The sequence below is a fragment of the Vibrio sp. R11-SG3-ISO3-SZ genome (assembly GCF_059834345.1).
The window spans coordinates 1-21,208 of the sequence record NZ_JCBDGX010000051.1; the positions used below are offsets into that span (position 1 = coordinate 1).

At 51.3% G+C, this 21,208-nt stretch carries 26 protein-coding genes, 1 pseudogene and 1 riboswitch; of the genes and pseudogenes, 17 read left to right on the forward strand and 10 right to left on the reverse strand.

Annotated features, from left to right (window positions below; translation table 11 throughout):
• The 5 genes and pseudogenes from AC6R1O_RS06935 to AC6R1O_RS06955 all read left to right on the forward strand — a co-directional run.
• On the forward strand, positions 1-1,193 hold a 1,193-nt coding region (locus AC6R1O_RS06935), incomplete at its 5' end, for an alpha-galactosidase (RefSeq protein WP_500656730.1).
• A 96-nt stretch (positions 1,194-1,289) separates the two neighbouring features.
• On the forward strand, positions 1,290-2,171 hold the full coding sequence (locus AC6R1O_RS06940) for a LysR family transcriptional regulator (protein ID WP_500656731.1): 882 nt from the start codon (positions 1,290-1,292) through the stop codon (positions 2,169-2,171).
• 55 nt (positions 2,172-2,226) lie between these two features.
• Positions 2,227-2,550: pseudogene (locus AC6R1O_RS06945) on the forward strand (heavy metal-binding domain-containing protein).
• A gap of 53 nt (positions 2,551-2,603) precedes the next feature.
• Positions 2,604-3,077, forward strand: coding sequence for a YaiI/YqxD family protein (locus AC6R1O_RS06950; RefSeq protein ID WP_334553165.1), 474 nt, complete (start codon positions 2,604-2,606; stop codon positions 3,075-3,077).
• 48 nt (positions 3,078-3,125) lie between these two features.
• The gene (locus AC6R1O_RS06955) at positions 3,126-4,082 is read left to right on the forward strand and encodes a LysR family transcriptional regulator (RefSeq protein WP_500630925.1); all 957 of its coding nucleotides are present in this window, start codon (positions 3,126-3,128) and stop codon (positions 4,080-4,082) included.
• 3 nt (positions 4,083-4,085) lie between these two features.
• On the opposite strand, the gene AC6R1O_RS06960 is transcribed toward AC6R1O_RS06955, so the two are convergent.
• Positions 4,086-4,895: an SDR family NAD(P)-dependent oxidoreductase gene (locus tag AC6R1O_RS06960; RefSeq protein WP_500634181.1), complete on the reverse strand. Its 810-nt coding sequence runs from the start codon at positions 4,893-4,895 to the stop codon at positions 4,086-4,088.
• Between the two features lie 201 nt (positions 4,896-5,096).
• A complete protein-coding gene (locus tag AC6R1O_RS06965) occupies positions 5,097-5,576 on the reverse strand; it encodes a fasciclin domain-containing protein (protein WP_500628207.1) in 480 nt (159 codons plus the stop codon).
• A gap of 179 nt (positions 5,577-5,755) precedes the next feature.
• On the opposite strand from AC6R1O_RS06965, the gene AC6R1O_RS06970 reads away from it, so the two are divergent.
• On the forward strand, positions 5,756-6,061 hold the full coding sequence (locus AC6R1O_RS06970; RefSeq protein WP_500656732.1) for a DUF6482 family protein: 306 nt from the start codon (positions 5,756-5,758) through the stop codon (positions 6,059-6,061).
• 142 nt (positions 6,062-6,203) lie between these two features.
• Positions 6,204-6,440, forward strand: a complete 237-nt coding sequence (locus AC6R1O_RS06975; RefSeq protein ID WP_500637229.1) for an HP1242/YdcH family protein — start codon at positions 6,204-6,206, stop codon at positions 6,438-6,440.
• A gap of 149 nt (positions 6,441-6,589) precedes the next feature.
• On the opposite strand, the gene arfB is transcribed toward AC6R1O_RS06975, so the two are convergent.
• Both arfB and AC6R1O_RS06985 read right to left on the reverse strand, forming a co-directional pair.
• Positions 6,590-7,003: an alternative ribosome rescue aminoacyl-tRNA hydrolase ArfB gene (gene arfB / locus AC6R1O_RS06980; protein ID WP_500656733.1), complete on the reverse strand. Its 414-nt coding sequence runs from the start codon at positions 7,001-7,003 to the stop codon at positions 6,590-6,592.
• A gap of 38 nt (positions 7,004-7,041) precedes the next feature.
• Complete coding sequence (locus AC6R1O_RS06985; RefSeq protein WP_500656734.1) at positions 7,042-7,281, reverse strand: hypothetical protein; 240 nt, start codon at positions 7,279-7,281, stop codon at positions 7,042-7,044.
• Positions 7,282-7,457: 176 nt separating this feature from the next.
• On the opposite strand from AC6R1O_RS06985, the gene AC6R1O_RS06990 reads away from it, so the two are divergent.
• Positions 7,458-8,306 carry a pirin family protein gene (locus AC6R1O_RS06990; protein ID WP_500656735.1) on the forward strand — a complete coding sequence of 283 codons (849 nt, stop codon included), beginning with the start codon at positions 7,458-7,460 and terminating at the stop codon, positions 8,304-8,306.
• A gap of 189 nt (positions 8,307-8,495) precedes the next feature.
• Here AC6R1O_RS06990 and AC6R1O_RS06995 read toward each other — a convergent pair whose 3' ends face one another.
• The 3 genes from AC6R1O_RS06995 to AC6R1O_RS07005 all read right to left on the reverse strand — a co-directional run bounded on the left by AC6R1O_RS06995 (position 8,496) and on the right by AC6R1O_RS07005 (position 12,007).
• Complete coding sequence (locus AC6R1O_RS06995; protein WP_487903001.1) at positions 8,496-8,951, reverse strand: hypothetical protein; 456 nt, start codon at positions 8,949-8,951, stop codon at positions 8,496-8,498.
• 9 nt (positions 8,952-8,960) lie between these two features.
• The gene (locus AC6R1O_RS07000; protein ID WP_500637227.1) at positions 8,961-10,916 is read right to left on the reverse strand and encodes an alkyl/aryl-sulfatase; all 1,956 of its coding nucleotides are present in this window, start codon (positions 10,914-10,916) and stop codon (positions 8,961-8,963) included.
• 179 nt (positions 10,917-11,095) lie between these two features.
• A complete protein-coding gene (locus AC6R1O_RS07005) occupies positions 11,096-12,007 on the reverse strand; it encodes a LysR family transcriptional regulator (protein WP_500634184.1) in 912 nt (303 codons plus the stop codon).
• A gap of 85 nt (positions 12,008-12,092) precedes the next feature.
• Between AC6R1O_RS07005 and AC6R1O_RS07010 the strand changes: the two genes are divergently transcribed.
• Positions 12,093-13,007, forward strand: a complete 915-nt coding sequence (locus tag AC6R1O_RS07010; protein ID WP_500656736.1) for a DMT family transporter — start codon at positions 12,093-12,095, stop codon at positions 13,005-13,007.
• 105 nt (positions 13,008-13,112) lie between these two features.
• Here the strand turns inward: AC6R1O_RS07010 and AC6R1O_RS07015 are convergent, their stop codons facing one another.
• Entirely contained in the window at positions 13,113-13,817 is a 705-nt protein-coding gene (locus tag AC6R1O_RS07015) for a DUF445 domain-containing protein (RefSeq protein ID WP_500634190.1), read from the reverse strand.
• 214 nt (positions 13,818-14,031) lie between these two features.
• On the opposite strand from AC6R1O_RS07015, the gene AC6R1O_RS07020 reads away from it, so the two are divergent.
• On the forward strand, positions 14,032-15,207 hold the full coding sequence (locus AC6R1O_RS07020; RefSeq protein ID WP_500656738.1) for an OmpP1/FadL family transporter: 1,176 nt from the start codon (positions 14,032-14,034) through the stop codon (positions 15,205-15,207).
• A gap of 47 nt (positions 15,208-15,254) precedes the next feature.
• Here AC6R1O_RS07020 and AC6R1O_RS07025 read toward each other — a convergent pair whose 3' ends face one another.
• Positions 15,255-15,611: a VOC family protein gene (locus tag AC6R1O_RS07025; protein WP_500634186.1), complete on the reverse strand. Its 357-nt coding sequence runs from the start codon at positions 15,609-15,611 to the stop codon at positions 15,255-15,257.
• Between the two features lie 110 nt (positions 15,612-15,721).
• Positions 15,722-15,862, forward strand: a riboswitch (FMN riboswitch).
• Positions 15,863-15,957: 95 nt separating this feature from the next.
• Here AC6R1O_RS07025 and ribB point away from each other — a divergent pair.
• Positions 15,958-16,614, forward strand: coding sequence for a 3,4-dihydroxy-2-butanone-4-phosphate synthase (gene ribB, locus AC6R1O_RS07030; RefSeq protein WP_500630916.1), 657 nt, complete (start codon positions 15,958-15,960; stop codon positions 16,612-16,614).
• Between the two features lie 120 nt (positions 16,615-16,734).
• Here ribB and AC6R1O_RS07035 read toward each other — a convergent pair whose 3' ends face one another.
• Positions 16,735-17,064, reverse strand: coding sequence for a DMT family transporter (locus tag AC6R1O_RS07035; RefSeq protein ID WP_334553205.1), 330 nt, complete (start codon positions 17,062-17,064; stop codon positions 16,735-16,737).
• A 246-nt stretch (positions 17,065-17,310) separates the two neighbouring features.
• Here AC6R1O_RS07035 and AC6R1O_RS07040 point away from each other — a divergent pair, with 246 nt between their 5' ends.
• The 6 genes from AC6R1O_RS07040 to AC6R1O_RS07065 form a co-directional block, all read left to right on the forward strand.
• Complete coding sequence (locus tag AC6R1O_RS07040) at positions 17,311-17,907, forward strand: DedA family protein (protein ID WP_500638886.1); 597 nt, start codon at positions 17,311-17,313, stop codon at positions 17,905-17,907.
• On the forward strand, positions 17,894-19,021 hold the full coding sequence (locus AC6R1O_RS07045; protein WP_500633399.1) for an ATP-grasp domain-containing protein: 1,128 nt from the start codon (positions 17,894-17,896) through the stop codon (positions 19,019-19,021). The genes AC6R1O_RS07040 and AC6R1O_RS07045 overlap by 14 nt, the downstream gene beginning before the upstream one ends.
• Positions 19,022-19,047: 26 nt before the next feature.
• A complete protein-coding gene (locus AC6R1O_RS07050) occupies positions 19,048-19,644 on the forward strand; it encodes a hypothetical protein (RefSeq protein WP_500656739.1) in 597 nt (198 codons plus the stop codon).
• Position 19,645: 1 nt separating this feature from the next.
• Entirely contained in the window at positions 19,646-20,404 is a 759-nt protein-coding gene (locus AC6R1O_RS07055) for an NRDE family protein (protein ID WP_500633400.1), read from the forward strand.
• A 1-nt stretch (position 20,405) separates the two neighbouring features.
• Positions 20,406-20,846: a YHS domain-containing (seleno)protein gene (locus AC6R1O_RS07060; RefSeq protein WP_500628188.1), complete on the forward strand. Its 441-nt coding sequence runs from the start codon at positions 20,406-20,408 to the stop codon at positions 20,844-20,846.
• Positions 20,847-20,895: 49 nt separating this feature from the next.
• The coding region (locus tag AC6R1O_RS07065) for a GNAT family N-acetyltransferase (protein WP_500656737.1) at positions 20,896-21,208 on the forward strand (313 nt) is incomplete at its 3' end.

Genomic DNA, 21,208 nt, shown 5'->3' on the forward strand with positions numbered 1-21,208 from the left:
ACCCCCAATACATCAAACAGATGGCCACTGAAGCGGCACGTATGGGCGTTGAGCGTTTCATTATTGACGATGGTTGGTTCAAAGGGCGCAACAACGACAAAGCCGCATTAGGCGATTGGGTGTTGGATGAGCGTAAATACCCCGAAGGGCTGACGGACATCGTCAACCACGTCAACGAACTAGGCATGGAGTTTGGTCTTTGGTTTGAACCTGAAATGATCAACAAAGACTCGGATCTCTATCGTCGCCACCCCGAGTGGTTACTGGCGGTGGAGGGCTATCATCAGCCCACCGGCCGTCATCAATATGTGATTGATTTACAAAACCCTGAGGCGTTTGATTACCTATTTGAGCGTTTGGATCATTTTCTCTCCAACTATGCGATTGCCTACATCAAATGGGACATGAACCGAGAAGTGGTCCAACCGGCTCATCACGACCGCGCCGCTGGGCATAAGCAGGTCGAGCGTTACTACCAACTGGTCGATAAAGTGCGCGCCGCCCACCCGCAGGTGGAGATCGAATCTTGTGCTGCAGGCGGTGGGCGGATTGATTTTGAAGTGCTCAAGCGCACCCATCGATTCTGGACGTCTGACAACAACGACGCGCTCGAGCGACAAACCATTCAACGCGGCATGAGCTTGTTGTTCCCGCCAGAAGTGATGGGCAGCCATATTGGCTCTGGCCACTGTCACAGTACCCGCCGCAGGCACAGTATCGAGTTCCGCGGCCTCACCGCGCTGTTTGGTCACATGGGGATAGAGCTTGATCCCGTCTCTGAATCTGAGCAAGAGAAAGCGGGATTTGCCCGTTATGTGGCGCTGCATAAGCAGCTTCGTCCGCTGCTTCACCATGGCGTTAACTGGCGTTTACCCACCGAAGATAGTGCGCACCAAGCCTACTGCGTTGTTGCAGACGATCAATCGCAAGCGGTGGCCGTAGTGGCGCAACTGGCTATGCCTACTTATGCACTGAGCGGCCAATTAAGATTTGCAGGGCTGGACGACAGTGCTCAATACCATGTCAGCTTGCTTGATAAGCCCCTCAACTTTGACACCATGGTGTGCCGTCAGCCCCCTTGGACAGCACAAGGTTGTACCCTGTCTGGCGCATGGTTACATCAAGTGGGCTTAGCCATGCCGATATTGGATCCTGAAAGTGCGATTTTGATTGCGCTCACGCGGGTGGACTAGCGTTCTACGTGTCAAGTTCGTGGTGGGTTTACAGTGTAAAGCCAGCGCGGACTTCGCTATACTCTGGGCATTCGTAGTCACCACTTTAGGTCTGACATGCTGACACGCTCCGATGATTTACAAATATTGCTCAGTGTCGTCGATAGCGGCGGTTTTTCAGCGGCGGCTGACGCGCTCAACATCCAAGTGGCGCGTGTCTCTCGTGCGGTGAGCAAGATCGAGCAGCAACTTGGTGTGTCCATCCTTAATCGCACGACGCGCCGTGTTGAGCTTACGGTAGAAGGCAAACTGTTCGTCGATTCGGTTCGCCAAGGGTTACAGCTGATTGGTCAAGCCGAAGCGGATTTGATGTCTCGTGGTGAGTTGCCCAAAGGGCCACTACGCGTTGATGCGGCCAGCCCGTTCGTTTTCCACCAACTTGTGCCGTTGATTCAATCGTTTAAAGTCGCGTATCCCGATATCGAGCTCGAACTGACGTCCAATGAAGGTTATGTCGACTTACTGGAAAAACGCACGGACGTTGCGATTCGTATCGGCCACCTTAAAGACTCCACTTTACACGCCAGTCCGCTCGGCAAAAGCCGACTCTATATAGTCGCTTCGCCAGATTATCTCGCGCGTTATGGCACGCCCACTCGCGTCTCACACTTATCCTCTCACCAGATCATTGGTTTTACGGCGCCGAAAGTGCTCAACCATTGGCCACTGAAAGGACTAGAGCCCATCGCGCCGACGCTTCGTAGTGCGAACGGAGAGACGGTGCGTCAGTTGGTACTCGCGGGGAATGGCATTGCGTGTCTCTCCGGTTTTATGGTCAATCAAGATTTGGCGAATGGCGCCTTGGTGTCTTTGTTGGAGGAATGGCGAGTGGAAAATACCGCGCGCGAGCAGGTCAACGCGGTGTATTACAAATCTTCCCACGTCGCCAAGCGCATTTCGGCGTTCATTGAATTTATCAAACCCTGTTTGACACTTTAGGCGGCAGCGCCATTGATGTCAGCGAAGGGCACTTAAGCAAGGTAAGGAGAACCGTATGATCAAAACTACTACCTCAGTGGTCGAGGGCAAACCTGTTGACGCCTATCTTGGCGTTGTGGTCGGAGAGGCAATATTAGGTGCCAACATCTTCAAAGATATGTTTGGTGCCATTCGAGACGTCGTAGGCGGTCGCTCTGGTGCTTACTAGCGAGAAATGGGCCGCGCTCGAGAAATCGCTTTTGCCGAGATGGAGCAACACGCGCAGTCTCTGGGCGCCGATGGTATTGTCGGTATCGACATCGATTACGAAGTGATTGGCAGCGGCGGCAGTATGATGATGGTCAGTGTTAGCGGTACCGCCGTTAAATTTCGCCAATAACGCGCGATAACTTTTTATTCGCGATAACGTAAATTAATGAGGCAATCAATTTGATGAAAATATGGGTGGATGCGGATGCGTGTCCTGTGGTGATCCGCGATGTGCTTTACCGCGCGTCGCAACGCACTGGCGTCGAAGTGACGCTCGTCGCGAACCAGTTTATACGCACGCCAGCGTCACCAAAGGTGAACATGTTGCAAGTTCAGCAAGGGTTTGATGTGGCAGACAATGAGATTGTTAAGCGTTGCCAAGCGGGCGATTTGGTCATCACCAGTGACATCCCTTTGGCCGACGAAGTGATCACTAAAGGCGCACAGGCGCTCAACTCGCGCGGTGAAATGTACAGCAAAGAAAACATTAAAGCGCGCTTGAACATGCGCGATTTTATGGACACCATGCGCAGCAGCGGCGTCCAGATGGGCGGGCCACCGCCACTTAGTCAGGCGGATAGGCAGCAATTTGCTAACCATCTCGACAAATGGCTGGTCCATTGGCAACGTTCGGTCAAGGCCACAAAACCCGAGTAGGCTTTGCTTACCCAACAATCAGTTTACTCAACATCAAGAGGAGGGGGGATGTCTCTGGTCAATCAATTGGCGCTGTTTATCGATGTGGTGCAGCAAGGCTCATTTACCAAAGCGGCGGCGCTTCATAATATGGATAACTCCTCGCTCTCCAAGCAAATTAAAAAGCTTGAGAGTGAGCTCGGTGTGCAGTTACTCAATCGCTCCACGCGTTCCTTTTCGTTGACGCCGGCGGGGGAGGAGATCCTAGAGCAAGCGCATAATCTGCGTAAAACGGTAGAAGACGTCAAACTGATTGCCGACACCTACCATGCTGAGCCCAAAGGACGCATTCGTATTACGGCGCCTTTGCACATTGGTCAGCAATATTTGCAACCGGTGATCAACGCGTTCATGCGCCGTTACCCAGAGGTGGAAGTGACGCTGCTGATGGACGACAAACGCTCAGACATTATCTCTGAGCATTTTGATGTCGCATTTCGTCTCGGAATCTTGCAAGACTCAAGCTTGATCGCCAGTAAAATCGCAGAGATTCGCCCGGTGATCCTCGCCTCTCATGACTTCATTGCCCAGCATGGCGAGCCTTGCTCACCACAAGAGTTGGTGCGCCTGCCTTCTGTGGTCTACAGCAACGGCTCAGTGACCATTGACACAGTGCGCTTAGGGGCAATGTCCGACGCCTCCGATCTGCACAGTTACAAAATGCAAGGGCGATACAAGGTTAACGACGTCCGCACTCTACTCGATGCCGTGCAAGCGGGGCTCGGTTACGTGATGATCTCATCCAGTAACTTAACCCAGTCTGTCGAAACCATGAACCTCACCCCGTTGCTGACCGATTACCGGCTATGTAACCAAGGCACAGCGCTGTATGCCCTCTATCCCCATCGCAAACAAACGGTATTAGTGCGCGAGTTTATTCAAGCCGTCAAAGCCTTTATCGGCCTGCCACCGATTTGGGAGCAGCATATTGAAGGCTTTGAGGGGATGTATCTTGGTAAGGGGTGACTGTTAACGCTCGACTATCCCTTCTATCGCATCGATCACCGCCTGCACCTTTCTATCATCTAGTGCATCTGGATGAGGCTGCGCAAAGGCTTCAATATCGTTGTCGTAGTAGCGTCCGCCTGCACCTCTGAAGGCGTCATCTAGGCTGGCGCTAACGAGAATGTCGGCGCCAAGGGAGAGATCGCCACCTGCAATACCAAACGCCTCTTTGACCATTTTGCTACCGAGCAGTGATTTCGGGTTAACCGAGACAATCATTGGCCCCGAGTGTCGATGTGCTTCACCCAGTGCGCGAGACCACATGGTAATCGCTAGCTTGCTTTGCGCGTAAGCCTCTCTGTCAGACAAGTGACCTTTTCCTTGCAGGGCTTCAATGCTCACACTGGCTTGCGCTGCAGAAGAGAGGTTCACTACGCGCCCATGGGCAGGAATGAGTGGCAACAATCCTTGGGTCAGCAGATAAGGTGCGACCGTATTGACGGCAAAGCGAATATCTAGGCCATCGGGCGTTTTGTCCGCTGGCGCGTTGAAGATACCTGCGTTGTTGATCAACACGTCAAGTGGTGTCTCTCCCAGTGTGGCGCTCACTTGTTCAATCAATCGCTGCACATCGCTGAGGACAGAAAGATCGGCGATAAAGGCTGTGAGTGTGGTGTTATGTTCTTGATTAAGCGTTTCAACCACTTTGGCGAGCTTGTCAGGGTTGCGGCCATGAACCAATACGCGATGCCCTTGCTTTACAAGTTGGCTTGCAGTCAATAGACCAATACCATCGGTCGCGCCTGTGATTAGAATAACTTTTTGTTCGTTCATGATTGTGCTCCGAAGGTAAGTGATGACAGTGCTATTGTGCACAAAGGCGGTGTTAGATGCATTAGCCGAGGCGCCCAATCATTATGGACAGTTTGTTCCAAAATGAGCAACCAGCAGTGATGAATATAGCTGTGGCCTACGTGATTCAAAAGGCACAAAAAACGGCGCAGAGCGCCGCTTTGAATAAAATCTGCTGGTTACCTATTTTGGCATAATGACCGTATCAATCACATGAATGACGCCGTTGCTTGCCTTGACGTCAGTCATGACAACGTTAGCGTTATTGACCATCACTTTGTCGCCCATCACTTTAATCATCACATCTTGGCCTTGGACGGTGGTGGCTTTATCCATTTTGACGACATCGGCAGCCATCGCTTTCGCTGGAATGACGTGGTAGGTCAAAATAGATACGAGTTTGTCTTTGTTCTCAGGCTTGAGGAGCATCTCTACTGTACCTTCAGGCAGTTTGGCGAACGCATCGTCGGTGGGCGCAAGTACCGTGAAAGGACCGTCCCCTTTCAATGTCTCTACCAGTCCTGCTGCTTGGACAGCGGCGACCAATGTGGTGAAGCTACCATTCTCTACGGCGACATCGACAATGTCTTTTTTCATGCCGTGGTGGTTAGCGTTTGCAGTCGACATCATCAAAAGGCTGCTCATAGCGATAACGAACGTCATTAGTGTTTTGCGAATCATAACGAATGTCCCTGTGTTGTGTTGGATTCGCTGGTTGATACGTGTGCAGTTTGGCACCGATCAGGATTATTTTTTAAATTTTTCTAGGCTGAACTTTTTCTCGTGACCGACGTAAAGACTGGTTTAATCGCATAAAAGTAAAGTCGGTAAGAGAGGTGGACATGGAGATGCCATTGAGCAAGTTGGAGCAATTTTTTTATCTCGATAAACTGATTATTCACTCACTGGATCTGGCACTTTATCACGCCAGTGTCGAAGTGGATGGCGAGCGATACTCTGTGATGGACAATTCTGGCAAGCGCTTAGTGACACACTCATTAGTGGAGATGCAAAAGCGCTGTCGAAAACTCAATGCGACGCAGCAGCTTCTCAGACACGAGAGTGCGTATGATGAGATGGTGGGTGGACCTGAGAAAGGATCGACGAATGCACTCGAGGTGCCGCTGAGAGATCATCAACTCTACTAAGGCGTCTTGCAGTTAAACCCGAGTTTATCACCGAGTGATAATGGATCGGATCCTGACAAATCGATGAATGTCCCATTTCTGATCGGTAAGAGGTGCTAAGGTTAAAAAATGTACAATACAACCGACAGGACGAGGTGCAAATATGCTAGGTGAAGACCATTCTCTACTCAAAGAGTTTCCAGAGCATAAGGATGACATTTTATCGCTCGCAGAAACCGACCTAAACTTCAACGACCAGATGAAAGAATACAACGCCATCGACAAACAAATACGTACCCTCGAACTTCGAGACTCTCCTATCAGCGACGAAGAAATGCACACACTCAAAGTGCGTCGCGCGCAAATGAAAGACGATTTATTCCAACAACTTCACAAATAAAGCCGCCCATACCTGATGATGTGAGCGAGCGGCATTGCGTATTGCTCCGACTTGGGTAGATCTAAGCTCCATGTCATGCGTGGAGCTTTTTTGATCCGTAGGCCTGTCTTTCTCCGAGTCACCGTTTGTATAAGCGATGTTACGGTGCGCTAGAACGAGGGTTTACTGCGTAGCGCCTTGGTACTGGCCTTGATGCCTTTGGCTTTCAGACGGCGCTCTTTGGAGGCGCGGGTCGGTTTGGTTGGGCGGCGTTTCTTTTGTACCACCATCGCGCTGCGGATCATGTCGGCTAGGCGGGTTAGGGCATCCTCACGATTTTGTTCTTGGGTGCGATACTGCTGCGCCTTAATGGTAATCACGCCCTCTTTTGAAATGCGAGAGTCCGAAAGCGCCAACAGACGCTGTTTGTAGACATCGGGCAAGGTAGAGCGTTGGATGTCAAACTGCAAGTGAATGGCCGATGACACCTTATTCACGTTCTGGCCGCCAGAGCCTTGAGCGCGAATGGCGGTTAATTGGATTTCCCAGTCACTCAAGGTGACGGTATTGGATATAACTAACATGACAATACAGTGAACCGACAGCGCTGAAGCTGTTGTGGCTACTTAAATTCTTCTCCGTGGTTATCAAGTGTCAGATGCCCGCACGTTTGGCACTCCTCGTAGCGATCAATCAATTCTAACGAGGCCAACGCCGGGCCCACGACCATACCGCTAAAAAAGCCAGAGAAAAAGGCTTTTACGGTTTCTTTTCGGCTTTTTCCATACGGCGAGGGCTTTTGCTTGATGCACTCTTTGTGCTCGGTTTCACACTGACATTGCGGGCAGAATCGAAGACTCATATCCGGCGCTCCCTATTCCCTATGCTAACTGGCTGGATAGTAACGACTTATTGCGATGCCAGTGGCGAGAGGTCTCTCATTATTCAAAAATTTCGAATATCTAGCTCAACCTGACCGAGTCTTCTTTATTGATAAGAGGCGATAGACTGTTTTCATCGCCTAACAGGAGACCTGTGATGACCACCCAACGACAAATTCGTCAACTGATCCCTGCCCACGCCACCTCTGACGGTGATGGTGTGAAAATTCAGCGTGTCGCTGGGTTCAACAACACGGCATTTTCTCCATTTTTGATGATGGATGAACTGAAATCTGATCAAAAAGCCGATTATGTCGGTGGGTTTCCACCTCATCCGCACCGTGGGATTGAAACGCTGACTTATATGATGAAAGGGCACTTCCAGCACCGTGATCACATGGGCAACGTTGGCGAGCTACGCAGTGGTGGTGCTCAGTGGATGGCCGCAGGTCGTGGTGTGATCCACAGTGAGATGCCAATTATGGAAGAGGGCGATCTGCATGGTTTTCAAATCTGGATCAACCAGCCCGCCAAAAACAAAATGCAGCCTGCCAAGTACTTTGATTTTCAGCCAGAAACCATAACCGAGTATGTCGGCAAGGATTCAGGTCTGTTTCGTATCTTAGCGGGTGAGATTGAGATTGACGATGAGGTGCAGCAAGGGCCACTGACCGATACGGGTGTACCCCTGTCCGTGACAGACTGGCGCACTCAAGCTGGTCAGCAGGTCACCATTGGTACACCGGCACATCACAATATGATGCTGTTTGTCTATCAAGGAGAGATCCAATTGGGTGGCCAACGCGTATACCAAGGTGAAATGGCTCTGTTGACTCTTGGCGAGTCGGCTCCCTTGAGCGCCAACAAAGAGTCTGGCGTTTTGTTGTTTGTCGGTGAGCCCATCAATGAACCGGTCGTGCATTATGGCCCCTTTGTGATGAACAGCATGGCAGAGATTGAACAAGCAGTGCGCGACTACAATCAGGGTGTATTTGAGACCTATTGATTAGGACGTAAAGCCCATGGCTGAGAGGGTCAGAAATAGCCCGCTAGGCAAAATCGAGTTGAAATGAATTGAAGAATTTCGGTTGCCGGATTGGCGACTGGTCAGTGCAAAAAGTGAATAATCCACTGCCTTACTTTTTGTTTGTGCCACACCCTAGGGTGTGGCTTTTTATTATTGATAGGGCGTTGCTTAGCTTTCGGTCAGCAAGCCTAATTCACGCGCTTGCTCAAGCGAGATCTGGTTAGAAATCAAGTTATGCAAAGCGGCTTCGCTTAACTGAACAACGTTAACACCCTGCGGTGGTGGCGTGACATGGACGACCATGCTTTGCTCACTGCGCTGCGACCACAACTGTCTGTCGACCAAATACACATACGTACCAGACGGTAACTCTGGGTAGATGTCGACCATCAGATTGAGCCACCAACTGGCGCGTCTTAGGCCTTGGGCGCCATCAAGCTTTTCAGGCAATTGGATAGACTGTGCACGTAACGCTTTTTGCGTGGCGATGGAGACATCCAGTGCCCCAGGATAGCTCTCACTAAATGGGTTGCTGAACAACCCATCGTAAGAGCAAGCCCAACTGATTGGGCTTGCCAGCGTGATGACTGAGCAGGTGAGCAAAGTCGCGACCTGTTTCATCATAACGCCTCCTTAAGGTGTCACAATGTTGAACCAGAAGTTGAAGGTATCAAGCATACCGACAAAGTCTTTGAACACATCGCCGTCACCGTCGAGCGTGATAGAACCATCAGCAATGGCTTGCTCAAGAGTGATGTTACCCAATTGGACGTCATCCAGTGTCGCTTTGGTCAGCGTCAACGCCACATCCGGCTTCTCTGCTTGCTTATGAGTGTGATTGAGCACAGAGTTCTCAATGTACAAGGTATACTTCTCATCTAGGTCAGTGAAGTTAATGTTGATGGCGTAGTTCTTCCCAGCCGCTTTTTCTGGTAACAAACGTACCGCGAGATAATCAAACAGCATTTCTGGTGGCATGTTCTTGATAATATCTGGCGATGCAGTGTTGGTACCGCCCGCACTTGGTGTGCCGTTACGCAGCTCGTAAGCGCCTTGCAAGTAGACAGAACGCCAAGGGCCAGATTCCGCTTGGTAACCCAACTGCTCATAGGCATCAGCAAGGAGTGCTTTACCGTTTTTGCTCTGTGGATTAGCAAATACCACGTGTTTCATCACTTCTGCGACCCAGCGATAGTTACCCGCGTCAAAGTCGGCTTGTGCTTTTTTGATCGCTTCGCGTTCGCCGCCCATGTACTCAACGTACTTCACAGCAGCATTGGTTGGTGGCAGGTTGTTCAGATCCGATGGGTTACCGGTGTACCAGCCCATGTAACGTTGATAAACCGCACGGCTGTTATGGCGTAGGGTGCCGTAGTAACCGCGGTTGCTCCAGGTCTTGTCGATTTCCTCTGGGAATTGGATAATTTCAGAAATCTCAGAACCCACATAACCTTGGTTCATCAAACGGACCGTTTGGTCATGCGTGTACTTGTACATATCACGCTGTTTCTTGAAGTATTTGACGATGTCGCCTTGGCCCCACATTGGCCAGTGGTGGCTTTGGAATTTCACTTCGACATCATCACCCCATAGTTCAATGGTCTCTTGCAAGTAGCTTGACCATTTCAGCGCATCACGCACTTGAGCGCCACGGAGTGTAAGGATGTTGTGCATGGTGTTGGTGGTGTTTTCCGCCATCCACAACGCTTTTTTCTGAGGGAACCAGACGTTCATCTCAGTCGGTGCTTCTGTGCCTGGCGTGTATTGGAAGACCATTTTCACGCCATCGACCACGCGTTCGTCACCGGTTTTCTCAATGGTGTCGGTTGGGGCAATCATGGTCGCAAGACCGGTTGACGTCGTTTGACCCAAGCCACCATTGACGCCGCCTTTTTCGTTACGTGGAAGCAGGGCGCCATACATGTACACTGCGCGTCGACCCATCGCATTACCTGCAATCACGTTTTCAGATACGGCATGCTCGGTAAAGCCAGGGGAGGCCATAATGGTCACTTTTCCGTCGATGACATCTTGCTCATCGACGATACCGCGCACCCCACCAAAGTGGTCAATGTGGCTGTGGCTGTAGAAGACACCCACAACAGGACGCTCGCCGAGTTCACTGTTAATGAAGTCGAGTGCCGCTTTTGCGGTTTCTTGAGAGATGAGTGGGTCGAATACGATCCAGCCTGTATCCCCTTGAATAAAGGTGATGTTCGACAAATCGTAGCCGCGAACTTGGTAAATACCATCGGTGACCTTAAACAGGCCGTTGATCATGTTTAATTGCGCATTACGCCACAAACTTGGGTTGACGGTATCGGGTGATGGCTTATCAAGGCCGATGTACTTTTTGTAGGCTTCTAAATCCCAAACAACATCGCCGTTTTGGTTTTTAATGGTAACGACATCCTGAGTCGCGATAAGCCCTTTTTGCGCGTTATCGAAATCTTTGGTGTCACTGAATGGCAGACTTTGCTTGAGTTGGTTGTTCGCATCAATCGTTGCCTGTGTCGCGGGTTTGGGCTCTGACGCAGTGGCATTGGTGGCCACTAGTATCGCCATGGCTAATACTCCCATTCGCTTCATAGCACTCTCCTTGTATATGCACTTTTATGAGCAAGTTAAGCATACGTGAAGAGTGATACAATTCACACTACAAATGCCACCTCAATGTGAAATTTCTGTGAAGATCTCACATTTGTGAACCTCTATATCCCTAATTTTTGGAATGGTATTTCACCTTTACCTTGTTATTGACTCGCTGATCAGAGCGCGAGCGCTGATTTCAGGTGCGTGACGAACGCTTTGACCTGAGAAGGGATAAAGGGCGATTGTGGATATTGGGCGATGATTTGACCTTGATAGCTGCCCGCTAATTGCCAGTCGCTCAAAATAGGTTGTAAAACGCCTTGTTGGCACTCATTTCTGACCACAAATTCAGGGAACAACGAAATACCCAGCCCTTCGAGTACGGCTTGGCGACGGATCTCACTGTGATTCACGGCAAGATGACCGCTGACAGGGACAGCTACCGTTTGTGTTCCTTGAGTCATCCGCCAGATGCGATCTTTGGGGGATTCACCCAAACAGAGACATTGATGATGGCGCAGGTCATTGGGGTGTGCGGGCGTACCATGCTTCGCTAGGTACTCTGGGCTGGCGCACAGTACAAGTTGGCAAGGGGCAAGCGTTACCGCGACTAAACCTTCCACAGGATTCGGTGTGATGTGGATGACCACATCGACATCGTCATGAATGGGATCGAGATAGCGGTCTTCCACTTTAAGGGTCAGATTGACGTTGGGGTACTGTTTAGCAAACGTCAATATGGGTGACATAAGCACTTGCTTGGCAAGCGCTTTCGGCACGGCAACGCGAAGCGGCCCTGCGATCGCCTCTTTGTTGGCGTGTGCTGCGCTCACCGCAAGTTTGGCTTGCCCTAGCATGGTTTGACAAAGGTGGAACACCTCTTGCCCTGTGGCGGTTAATCGCATCTGACGCGTGGTGCGCTCCAAGAGCTGCTCTTTCAGCGCTGTCTCAAGGCGCCGCAGTGAGCGGCTGACCGATGAGGGCGCCACACCCAATTTCACCGCCGCATTGGCGAAGCTTCCTTCTTCCACCACAGTAACAAACACCGCCATTTCAGCCAGTAAGGGGATAAGTTTATTCGTGTCCATGGTGTAATTATCCTTTGCAAAATCGACCAATTGTTTCATTTAAGTTACTTGTGGATACTGGGAGGGTCAACCACTCTGGGAGAAAATGATGCAAGGAACGCAAACTCTGCCGCTCGCACAGCGGCTACCCATTACCGAAGGATTACTGCTGCTGGTGGCGATCTTTTGGGGCACCAGCTACGGGTTAACTAAAAGTGCGCTGCTTTACACCTCGGCGTTAATGTTCATTACGTTACGTTTTTCCATCACTGCCTTGGTGTTGTTGCCATTGGTGGTGAGAGATTTCAAAGCAGGGCTCAACAAAGATTGGGTGGTTGCGCTGCCAACCGGAGCAATTTTAAGTGCTATTTTCCTGTGTGAAGTGTTTGGTGTTGCGCATACCACAGCGTCGAACGCGGCGTTTTTAATCAGTCTTTGCGTATTGTTCACTGCGCTGGCTGAAGTGTTGGTGAACCGCCAGAAGGTCGCCTGGTCTCTGGTATTGTTGTGTGTCGCCAGCGTGGTTGGCGTACTGCTGCTGACCGGTAGCGATGGGGCGCGTGTCGATTTCACGCTGGGGGATTATCTGATTCTAATTGCGGCGCTGCTACGGGCACTGATGGTGACCACCACCAAGCGATTCAGCCTCGGTCGCGCCGTGACGACCACCACACTCACCGCGATTCAATCAGCGGTTGTTGCTGGCGTTGCCGCTCTCTTGGTCTTGAGCACGTTGCCCCAGTCTCAATGGCACCTGCCCAATGAGTCCATCTTCTGGGTGACGCTGCTGTATCTGGTCGCGTTTTGCACGCTCTTTGCTTTCTATGTACAGAATTACGCGGTGCGCCGCACCTCTCCCACTCGTGTCGCGCTGTTGATGGGCAGCGAGCCACTTTTCGGTGCTCTGTTTGCCATGTTGTGGTTGCAAGAGACGTTTACCTTCGCGCAAAGTCTCGGCGCGGGGTTAATTTTGCTCAGTGTGATGCTGACTTCGCTGCGAAGGGAGTCTGGGCAGCACTAGCGTTGGCGCTTCAAATCCAGCCCAAGCCTCCACACAAAATAACTGAGGATCAAAAAAGCGCCAGTGTTGCTGGCGCTCAATATAGGGAGTAGAAAGGCGTGTCAGTTAGGCAAAAAACGACGACACCACACCAATCAAGCCGCCAAATACACCGCCCCACACCACCAACCAGCCTAGGTGCTGTTTGATCATGGTTTGCACCATCTCTTTGACTAGCGCAGGTGTCAATTCATTCAAGCGTTGATCGATGATTTGTTCAATGTTCTGTTTGATCTCATCCATCATGGCAGGCGCTTCAAGCTGCGCTTTGATCGCTTGCTTGACGTTATCGCTCTGGCTGATTTCAATCACCGATTGCTGCATTTTTTCAACGAAAGGCTGCTTAAGTGGTGCCAGCGCGTCACTGCCACCAAACATCGCCAACATGCCGCCGAAGGATGAGTTGGCGATCACCTCAACCAAAGAATCGAACGTGGGGTTAAAGTCGATGGTCTCTATTACAGGTTGCAGATTGAGCGTGTGCTCACCGGCCATCTCTTTGTTGAGGAACTTGTCGATGTTTTCATCGGTAAAGAACTGACTCATCATCAGCTGTTTGATGGCGGCTTTAAACTCTTCAAAACGCGCAGGTATTACACCCGAGCCATACAGTCCCGGCACCTTTTCAAACAACATGTGGACAGCTAACCAATTGGTAATGGCGCCTGAAAAGGCAAACAGACCCGCATAAAACGCGATCTGATGACCGGATTGAATCCCGCCAGCAAGCAGTGCAAGGGCGATGAGGTTGGTGAGTAGACTTTTGTTGATAGGTTGCTTGTTCATAAGAGGATAACAGTCAAGGTGTTAATGGGTGGAGCGCAGTATACACCAAGGCGGATTCAATCAACCAGTGCGTGATAAGCGTCACAGCAAGGGTTGGAATAATCGGTATTCCGAAAAAAAGGGGAACTCTCTCTACACTAGTAGCAGTTTTTAAATTGCACACTTTCAGTGAGACTTTTTTATGTTCAAACCCAACTCAATTGCTCGTTCAATGAAATGGCCATTTATGACGGCAGTGGCGTTCTCCTCTGCGATGGCAAGTGCCAGCGGTATTCTACTTCAAGAAGCTGTGGTGGCGAATGCAGGTACTACAGGTGCAGGTGACGGTGTTTACACCGGTTCTGCTGCTGCAATGTGGACCAACCCAGCGACGATGTCATTTATGGGTGAGAGCAAGACGACAGTGAACGCGATGGGGTTTGATCTCAAACTCAATTATAGTGATGACATTGAAGATAAAGATGGTTCGAGTCATTCTACACAGCCTGCTCTTGCTGTTTTCCACGCTCGTCAGATTACAGATGAGATGCATTTTGGTATTGGTTTTGGCGCCGCAGGTGGTTCTAGCTTAGATTACGGAAATGATTGGTACGCGAGCGCTTTGCTAGAAAGTACTACTTTGATGCTGCTGCAAATCAACCCAACAATTTCGTATCAACTTAACGAACAATGGTCTGTAGGTGCAGGCGCTCAAATCAACTATGTGTCGTTTGAGCAAGAGACGTCGGCTATGTCTATCGAGCAAGAAACCGATTGGGCAATGGGCGTAACGTTTGGTGCGATGTACCGTCACAATGACGACCTAGATTTTGGTTTTAGCTACCGTTCTAAGGTGAAACATAATATCGACGCGAAAGCCACGAGCGATGTTTTACCATTAGTTGGAGCTTCGACAGAAGTTGCTCTACCAGCAATCTACGATATCAGTGCCCGTTTGGGAGTTAACTCGGAGCTAAACTTATTAGCCAGTGCACAATGGCACCGTTGGAGTGAGTGGAAAGAGCTACCGCTAGATTTTGTGATGGCTGATGGTACTGTGGTTAGCCCAGATCCGATCAAACGTGATTGGAGCGACGTTTGGAAACTAGCATTGGGCGCAGATTACCGCCTTAACGCGGATTGGCGTCTAAAAGCGGGTGTTTCTTACGAAAGCTCACCGCAAAACGACGCCTCACTACAATGGGTTGACGTGCCTGTAGGCGAGCAATGGCGCTACTCAGTGGGTGCAGCAACCCAGTGGAATGGGTACACGTTTGACATGTTCTACGAATATGCGGATTTGGGTGATGTAGAGATTAACCGTCTAGATCCCGCACCTATCAAAGGCACCTTCGACGGCCGTATTCACTTTTTTGGTCTAAACGTGACGTTCTAAACCGCCTGTGATTGATGACAAAGCCCTCCTCGTGAGGGCTTTGCTGTTTATCGGCCCTCAGACCACACCGCAAACTCATTGCCGCTGGGCTCTAGAAAGTGGAATCGACAGCCCCCGGGGAAATCGAAAATGGGTTTGATGACATCGCCGCCACTGGCGATCACTTTGGCCAGTGTTGCTTCTATGTCTTGGCTATAGAACACCAACAGCGCGCCGCCGGATGCAGTTTGGCTCTTGGCGTCGGCTCTGAAGAACCCGCCGTCGAGCCCTTGGTCGGCAAACGCCGTGTAGTCGGGGCCGTAATCGGTGAAGCGCCAATCAAACGCTTGGCTAAAAAAGGCTTTGGTGGCTTCAAAATCGTGGGCGGCCAATTCGACGTAATTGAGTTTCTCGTGTTGAGGCATGCTGTGCTCCTTGCAGGGTGTATGGCTTTATCTTAGCGCAAACCCCGTGCGGAGCGTTGGCATTTATCATTTGCCGCGCTACAATCAGCGCGCTGCACAAGCAGCGATTACTTTATTCTCAGGGCGGGGCGAAATTCCCCACCGGCGGTATGCCCGAATGGGTGAGCCCGCGAGCGCTCGATACGTCGAGGTCAGCAGATCTGGTGAGAAGCCAGAGCCGACGGTTACAGTCCGGATGAGAGAGAATGAAACCAAGCCGCCACCGTCGTGGGGGCGATTTCGTTTATCTGGCGCTGACGCCAGAACTCTTCTATGCCCTGATTCTGGTGAAATTTAGGAGTTAACCATGAATCAGTCATCACTACTTGCCGAATTCGGCGACCCAATTACCCGCGTTGAACGCGCATTGACGGCCTTACGTGAAGGTCGAGGTGTGTTGTTACTCGATGATGAAGATCGTGAAAACGAAGGGGATATCATTTACTCGGTTGAGCACCTCACGGATGCGCAGATGGCGCTGATGATCCGCGAATGCAGCGGTATTGTTTGCTTGTGCTTGACCGAAGAGCAAGCTGACAAATTGGCCTTGCCACCGATGGTTGAAAACAACAATAGTGCCAATCAAACCGCGTTTACCGTCTCTATTGAGGCCAAAGTGGGCGTGACAACGGGCGTGTCGGCGCAAGATCGCGTCACCACCATCAAAACCGCCGCTAACCTTAATGCGAAGCCTGACGATTTAGCGCGCCCAGGACACGTATTTCCGCTGCGCGCGCGCAAAGGTGGGGTGATGACTCGTCGTGGCCATACTGAAGGCACCATCGACTTAATGCAAATGGCGGGTTTGCAACCTGCTGGCGTATTGTGTGAGGTGATGAACCCGGATGGCACCATGTGTAAAACGCCGGAGATTGTCGCGTTTGGGAAATTGCACTCGATGCCAGTTCTGACCATTGAAGATATGGTGCTCTATCGCCAGCAACACGAGTTGAAACTGGCGTAATTCGCCTGCGATAAGCGAAGCTACAATACCAATAGATAAGCAAAAAGGTGTGGCCTCAAAACCACACCTTTCTATTTTTTTTTGACACATTGTTGCCTGATTGAGTCAATCACTACCCTTTTAATGACTGACCGATTGAGAAAAGACGTTCATCACAATCACGCCACTGATGATCAATAACATGCCAATCACTGCCGCCCAATCGAGCTTTTGACCGAACGCCACCGCACCGACAGCGGTGATCAACACAATGCCGAGCCCCGACCAAATCGCATATGCAATGCCAACGGGAATGGTCTTCAATACCATGGCGAGAAAATAGAACGCCACGCCATACCCCACCACGACCAAGAGACTGGGCGTGAGCTTGGAAAACCCGTCTGAAGCTTTCAGCGCGCCCGTCGCGATCACTTCTGCCACAATCGCAATGGTTAGATACCAATAACCCATACTCATTCCTCTACTTTACGAACGCCTGTAAACCGCAAGGGATGGTGCCATTTCCTATCGATGGCGGCAAGTCTGACTAAGAGGTCGATGCTTCTTGTCCGACACAAATCTACCCTGTAATGAAATTTTCTTCGTCTATTCCCTATCTTGTTCAATAAGACATCGTTGCATCGCGGGGTTCACAGTCGTTTTCACTGTGATTCTCCCCCGTTAGTGGCGGTGGTTATCATGGAGCAGAGAAGGCAGATGGACATGGCACACACACTCAACGCTTGGATTTTGTCTCATTCCCATTCACTGGGGTGGATGATGATCGCGCTGATCCTCCTTTCCTATTTACTTGAAGATCTCGCTTTGGTGACGGCAGCGACCTTGTCGGTTAATCAAGTGATGGCGGTGGAGTGGGCGCTGCTGGCGATTTTTATCGGTATTGCCAGCGGCGATTTGGCGCTCTATGCCCTCGGGCGATTAGCACAGCGCATCGGTTGGTTGAAGGTTCGCTGTTTTCGACATCATAGAGCCCGTCGGCTGTGTAAAACGCTCAATGCCAATGCTTTTGTAACCTTGTTCATCGTCCGCTTTGTACCGGGAATGCGCAGCGTGAGTTACACCGTCAGTGGGTTTCTAGGCATAGCGTTGCCGGTGTTTCTTTTGGCCGTTTTTATCGCCACAGCCATGTGGACGGCACTGATCTTTACCTCTTTCTATCAAGTGGGCGGTTGGATAGGCAGTGAGGATGCATGGACTCGCTGGTTGATGATACCTGTAGGATTGCTCGCGCTGTGGGCATTAAACCGCGCAGCGCAACAGTATTGGAGAAGTGAACAGAATGCACAATCGTGATGTGGAAGTGGTCCCGCAAGGGAAGGTCAATGCAGGGATGCCCGTACTGAGCAAACCAAAACGAGTGATTTCGCCGTTTGAGTTTCTGCCTGCGTGGTTTTTTTATGCGCCGGTTGTGGTGCAAAGCGCGCTCCTCAGCGCAAGGCACCTAGATTGGGCACTGCCACTTATCGCTAACCCTACCATCAAGTTAAGCGGCATGGTGGGCGAGTCAAAAAGCGACATTTTCGCCAGTGCAGGAGGGAAAACTCGCCAGTGGATTTTGCCCTACATCACTGTCGAGGTGGGCGACTCGTCAAACTCCGAAGCTCTCAATAACGCGATGATGGCGCTGCATGATGCCGGGCTCGATTTCCCGCTGGTGGCCAAGCCTGATTTGGGTTGTCGCGGCGCTGGGGTCAAGCTCATCAATGACTCGGACGATTTGGCGTGTTACTTAGCGCATTTTCCTGCCGGTGGTCGTTTTCTTTTGCAACAAAAATCCCGTTACCGCGCAGAAGCCGGGCTCTTTTACGTGCGCCAGCCAGGGGAGAAGCGCGGCAGAGTCATCTCGATGACACTCAAATACTCCCCCTTTGTGGAAGGCGATGGTGTTTCGACGCTTAGAGAATTGATCGCCCGCTGCCCGCGCGCTGGGCGACTGCAACATCTCTATTTGCCGCGTCATGAGGCCAAGTTAGAGAGCGTGGTGAAAAAGGGCGAAGAGTATCCGCTGGCGTTTGCGGGCAGTCATTCTCGAGGCGCGATTTTTCGCAACGGCAACGCCTTTATCACACCGGAGTTGGAAGCGACGCTCGATGACGTGTTGGGTGAGTTTGAAGGGTTTCACTACGGCCGTCTTGACGTCAAGTTCGACACCATCACCGCGCTGATGCAGGGCAAGCGCTTTGATATTTTGGAAATCAATGGTGCGAGCAGTGAAGCCGCGCACATCTGGGATAGCGATACCCCATTGCTGCACATCTTTAGCACCTTACTGACACAGTACCGCTTGTTGTACCGAATTGGCTCTCAGCATAAGCAACGCGGGGTGAACACACCTTCTCTGGCGGCGTTATTCAACGCTTGGCGAGAGGAGAAAGCGTTAACGCAGCGCTACCCCATGACGGATTGATCAAAGGAATGATGATGAAAAAAGCGATGACTTCTCCCGCCACTCTCACCGCGAGAGCGACGCTCAGCGATAAACATAGGGCGAGCCTCTCTGGCGCGGTGCTAGGCGGCATTGAAACCTTGCACCAAGGTCAACGGTTTCTCAGTGTGCTCAGCAATGACGACTACGTTGCGTTAGCCGCGCCCCATGTATCGAGCTCGATTGGTGAGCATTTTCGCCATTGGTTGGATCTGTTTCATGCGATTCGCCATGCACAGGGGCAAGACCAAGCGCCACCACATGGCGAAATGAGCAAAATCGATTACAACGTGCGTCGGCGCGGCCATCCCGTCGAGCGAGATTGCCGCGTGGCCGAGCGAGAGATAGCGCAGCTGGTGGATTGGCTATGCCAACTGTCGCCAGATGCACTCCAAGCGCGAGTGAGTGTGGAATCGGAAGTGATGATGTCTCAGCGTCAAGTCGAAGAGGTGGAATCCACCTTGGCACGCGAGATTACCTTTGCCGCGTTGCACGCCACTCATCACTTTGCGATGGCGAAAGTGGTGGCGTCTCTGCGCGGCATCGAAGTGGAATCGGGTTTTGGCGTGGCTCCGGCGACCGCGACTTATCAGAGGGCTCAATAACATGTGCACCTTATCTTGGACCTATCAGGGCGTGAGTCATTACCGCGTATACTTTAACCGTGATGAGCAGCGAACTAGGCAGCCCGCCACTGAGCCCCAAGCCATGCAGTTGGAGGAGGTTAACTGCCTGATGCCACTTGATCCAGAAGGCGGTGGCAGTTGGATCGCGACCAATGAGTATGGCGTGACTGTGTGTCTGCTCAACTTCTACCAAGGGCAGATGCCCCAAGGACCACTGACAAGTCGCGGGCAAATCGTTAAGCAGCTTGCCAGCAGTGTATCGAGTCAAGAAGTGGACAGAAGAATGTTGGCGCTGAACTTGAGTCACTATGCCCCGTTTACTGTGGTCTCGTTCGATACCCGTCGCAACGCGAATGAAACCGTGATGTGGACATGGGATGGCCAAGCGCTCAGCCATCATCGTGCGGTGGCGCCGATTGTCTCGTCTGGTCGGTTCTTTTATGACGCGCTCGACTATCGCACTAGCCTGTTTGCTGACTTGGCCTCTCAGTCGAATGATGACACGCTCGGTGAGCGTTTTCATACCCGACACGATACCCAGCGGCCTCATCTCTCGCCATTGATGGCCAGAGAGGACGCGCGCACCGTCAGTATTACGACCGTCCATGTCAGTCCTACCGACAAAATCATGGGCTATCAAGCGCTCGACGTAGGCCCTTTGGCCGATTTATCCCTAAATGCACGCCACTACCGCGTGCCAACCAGTATTGACCTACCCACCAGTATCAAGGAGTCATGACATGAAACTACTACGTCTATTTGCGCTGCTTTTGGTCAGCGTCTCCGCCAACGCGGCGGATCTTATCTCCACCTCGTTTTTTAGTAATAAGGCGGTCAGCGGTTACGATACCGTGGCGTATTTCACTCAAGGCCAAGCGGTCAAAGGTGACAGCCAATGGACAACCGAATACCAAGGCGCGCAATGGCTGTTCTCATCCGCTGAGCACTTAGCGATGTTTGAAGCAGAGCCGGAAAAGTACGCTCCGCAGTATGGTGGCTACTGTGCTTGGGCGGTGTCTGAGAAGAGCGACTTTGCCCCTTCCGATCCTGAGCAGTGGGCGATTGTCGACGGCAAGTTGTACCTCAATTACAACGCGGACATCAAAGGGCGATGGGACAGCGCGCGCACTCTGCACATTCAACAAGCCGACCAAAACTGGCCAGGTTTGATTGCTCAATAGACCAGCGGCGAGTTGACGCGCCACGTTTGTTCATCAAGAGGATGTGATTATGTACGCCAGTCCATTTCGTTTACCACGTAAAACCCCGTTCGGTGTTGGCGAAAGAGCGCTTGAATGGGCGACCGGTTTGTCGCAGTTGGATGCCTTGTATCAACAAGCGGCGCTGCCACAAGACAGTTTTGAGTTTATGCATGAAGCGCTGGCGAGAATCGGCACTCAGTATTCAGTTGATCACGGCAGTGTGTCGTCCATTCCACAGGAAGGCCCTGTGGTGATTGTCGCGAATCATCCATTTGGCGGTATTGAGGGCATTATTTTAGCCTCGCTGGTGGCGCAAGTACGCAAAGATGTCAAAGTGCTGG

Excerpts from the sequence above, each read along its gene's own strand:
- AC6R1O_RS06940 (WP_500656731.1), top strand. The coding sequence starts at position 1,290 with ATGCTGACACGCTCCGATGATTTACAAATATTGCTCAGTGTCGTCGAT.
- AC6R1O_RS06950 (WP_334553165.1), top strand. The coding sequence starts at position 2,604 with ATGAAAATATGGGTGGATGCGGATGCGTGTCCTGTGGTGATCCGCGAT.
- AC6R1O_RS06955 (WP_500630925.1), top strand. The coding sequence starts at position 3,126 with ATGTCTCTGGTCAATCAATTGGCGCTGTTTATCGATGTGGTGCAGCAA.
- AC6R1O_RS06960 (WP_500634181.1), bottom strand. The coding sequence starts at position 4,895 with ATGAACGAACAAAAAGTTATTCTAATCACAGGCGCGACCGATGGTATT.
- AC6R1O_RS06965 (WP_500628207.1), bottom strand. The coding sequence starts at position 5,576 with ATGACGTTCGTTATCGCTATGAGCAGCCTTTTGATGATGTCGACTGCA.
- AC6R1O_RS06970 (WP_500656732.1), top strand. The coding sequence starts at position 5,756 with ATGGAGATGCCATTGAGCAAGTTGGAGCAATTTTTTTATCTCGATAAA.
- AC6R1O_RS06975 (WP_500637229.1), top strand. The coding sequence starts at position 6,204 with ATGCTAGGTGAAGACCATTCTCTACTCAAAGAGTTTCCAGAGCATAAG.
- arfB (WP_500656733.1), bottom strand. The coding sequence starts at position 7,003 with ATGTTAGTTATATCCAATACCGTCACCTTGAGTGACTGGGAAATCCAA.
- AC6R1O_RS06985 (WP_500656734.1), bottom strand. The coding sequence starts at position 7,281 with ATGAGTCTTCGATTCTGCCCGCAATGTCAGTGTGAAACCGAGCACAAA.
- AC6R1O_RS06990 (WP_500656735.1), top strand. The coding sequence starts at position 7,458 with ATGACCACCCAACGACAAATTCGTCAACTGATCCCTGCCCACGCCACC.
- AC6R1O_RS06995 (WP_487903001.1), bottom strand. The coding sequence starts at position 8,951 with ATGATGAAACAGGTCGCGACTTTGCTCACCTGCTCAGTCATCACGCTG.
- AC6R1O_RS07000 (WP_500637227.1), bottom strand. The coding sequence starts at position 10,916 with ATGAAGCGAATGGGAGTATTAGCCATGGCGATACTAGTGGCCACCAAT.
- AC6R1O_RS07005 (WP_500634184.1), bottom strand. The coding sequence starts at position 12,007 with ATGGACACGAATAAACTTATCCCCTTACTGGCTGAAATGGCGGTGTTT.
- AC6R1O_RS07010 (WP_500656736.1), top strand. The coding sequence starts at position 12,093 with ATGATGCAAGGAACGCAAACTCTGCCGCTCGCACAGCGGCTACCCATT.
- AC6R1O_RS07025 (WP_500634186.1), bottom strand. The coding sequence starts at position 15,611 with ATGCCTCAACACGAGAAACTCAATTACGTCGAATTGGCCGCCCACGAT.
- ribB (WP_500630916.1), top strand. The coding sequence starts at position 15,958 with ATGAATCAGTCATCACTACTTGCCGAATTCGGCGACCCAATTACCCGC.
- AC6R1O_RS07035 (WP_334553205.1), bottom strand. The coding sequence starts at position 17,064 with ATGGGTTATTGGTATCTAACCATTGCGATTGTGGCAGAAGTGATCGCG.
- AC6R1O_RS07040 (WP_500638886.1), top strand. The coding sequence starts at position 17,311 with ATGGACATGGCACACACACTCAACGCTTGGATTTTGTCTCATTCCCAT.
- AC6R1O_RS07045 (WP_500633399.1), top strand. The coding sequence starts at position 17,894 with ATGCACAATCGTGATGTGGAAGTGGTCCCGCAAGGGAAGGTCAATGCA.
- AC6R1O_RS07050 (WP_500656739.1), top strand. The coding sequence starts at position 19,048 with ATGACTTCTCCCGCCACTCTCACCGCGAGAGCGACGCTCAGCGATAAA.
- AC6R1O_RS07055 (WP_500633400.1), top strand. The coding sequence starts at position 19,646 with ATGTGCACCTTATCTTGGACCTATCAGGGCGTGAGTCATTACCGCGTA.
- AC6R1O_RS07060 (WP_500628188.1), top strand. The coding sequence starts at position 20,406 with ATGAAACTACTACGTCTATTTGCGCTGCTTTTGGTCAGCGTCTCCGCC.